The organism is Pseudomonas sp. UYEF17 (assembly GCF_040546125.1).
Taxonomy (GTDB): Bacteria; Pseudomonadota; Gammaproteobacteria; order Pseudomonadales; family Pseudomonadaceae; genus Aquipseudomonas; species Aquipseudomonas putida_Z.
Genome location: NZ_JBEPNE010000045.1, coordinates 1 through 1,613, shown reverse-complemented (window position 1 = coordinate 1,613; position 1,613 = coordinate 1). Strand labels below are relative to the sequence as shown.

Here is a 1,613-nt window from a genome sequence, read left to right as displayed (position 1 = left end):
GGGTGTGTTCCAGGTTGTAGCGCGGGTGGGTGAAGGTGTAGTCGCGCTGGACCTGGATACTGGTGCGTACCTGCTCGCGATAGCGGAAGTCATGCAGGCAGGGTTGGCGCGCCGTGCCACCCCGGTTGGCCACGTACAACACCGGGTCGCCTTCCAGGCTGCCGAACTGGCTGATCTGGTCCGCCTGGACCACGCCATGGCTGCCTTGGCTGTGCTCGAAGATCGAGATCAGGCCTTCTTCTGCCGATAGCCGCCAGAAGAAATCCAGGTCCAGATCACCGGCCTGTACGCAGAACTCACGCGTCTGGTGCGGGTTGACCAGGTACTGGGTCAGCGTTCCCCAGCGGCGCTCGCGGAACAGTTCCTCGAGCAACTGCGGCACGGGGCGGTGCTGGAAGATGCGCCAGTCCGACTGCAGGCCGGCGCGGGCCAGCTGCGGTTCGACAATGGCGCGGTAGCGGGTGCGGCGGTGGCCGGTCTTGCCCTGTTCGAAGCTGCTGATCAGGCCATGCACGTGACGCACCGGTTGCTCCTGCTGCCAGATGGTCAGCAGCGCGGGGTGGTCGAGCAGGGTGGCGAAGTTGGCATCGTCGGCGAAACTCACCAGTTCGACTTCCAGGCGATACAACTGGCTGACGCCTTCGGTCAGCTCGAATGACACGACATCAAACTGAATGGCTTCGTCGGCTGGGGTACTGAAGGTAAAGCGCACATCATTCAGGTTGCTCATGCGTACTCCTGCGGTTCGTCCCATCGGGCAGGTTCATGAAACCGGACGCGTCCTAGGACGCGAGGCATTAGTTGTGCTCACGACCGTAATGAGGAATCCGTTCCTGGTCGTGAAAGTTGCTTCCTAAAAACTTGTAGGAAGTTTCGCTAAATGCAGGATCTATCTTGTTTCGGGCAACGTTTTACTTGCTGCGCCCATCGGCACAGTGACTGTTGCGTCATGTCAGTTCGAGGTTGTCGAGTTCATGGCTGCAGCATCGCCTGCAGTGATGCCAGTACTTGTTGGGTAATACCGTCAAGTTTGGTGGCGAAGTAGAAATACAGGCCTGTGCAGAACACGCCCATCACGGCCCAGGGCGTCCACCAGGGCAGTTGGCGGTTCATGCGGTAATGCCGGGGCGCGACATTGGCCAGCGGGTCGGTCAGGGGTTGCGATTCGGTTTCGGGGCCATGCAGTTCAACGATCCGGTCATGGACCCGCTTGAGCCAGGCGGCCAGTTGCTCATCGCCATTGGTCTGGTTGGCGTACTTGCCGCGGTAGCCCAGTGCCAGGCACCAGAACAGGAACACAAACAGGTCGTAGCGCTGTTCGGGGGCGTCCAGCAAGCGTTCGAGCACGCTGAAGAATTTCTCGCCGCCCCAGGTTTCCTGATGGATGGCGCTGAGCAAGGACTGGGCTTTCCAGGACGAGTCGCGCCCCCAGGAGGTGGTCATCACGGCTTCATCGACCACGCAACACAAGCAGTAGGAAAACACCACGCGGTCGCCTTCGTCACAGTGTTCAAGCTGGCGTACCTGCTCGACCATGCCGTGGATCATGTTCTTGACGTGGGCATGCAACTGCTCGACGTGGTCATAGTGTTCGGTGCCTTCCAGGCGGATGA

Annotated in this window: 2 protein-coding genes; both read right to left on the bottom strand. The window is 60.3% G+C overall.

What is annotated here, in order from left to right; genetic code table 11:
* Nucleotides 1-730, bottom strand: a 730-nt coding sequence (gene tssI, locus ABIB24_RS26720; protein ID WP_354317719.1) for a type VI secretion system tip protein TssI/VgrG, incomplete at its 3' end; no start/stop codon positions are given.
* 242 nt (nucleotides 731-972) lie between these two features.
* Nucleotides 973-1,613, bottom strand: a 641-nt coding sequence (gene icmH / locus ABIB24_RS26715; RefSeq protein WP_354317717.1) for a type IVB secretion system protein IcmH/DotU, incomplete at its 5' end; no start/stop codon positions are given.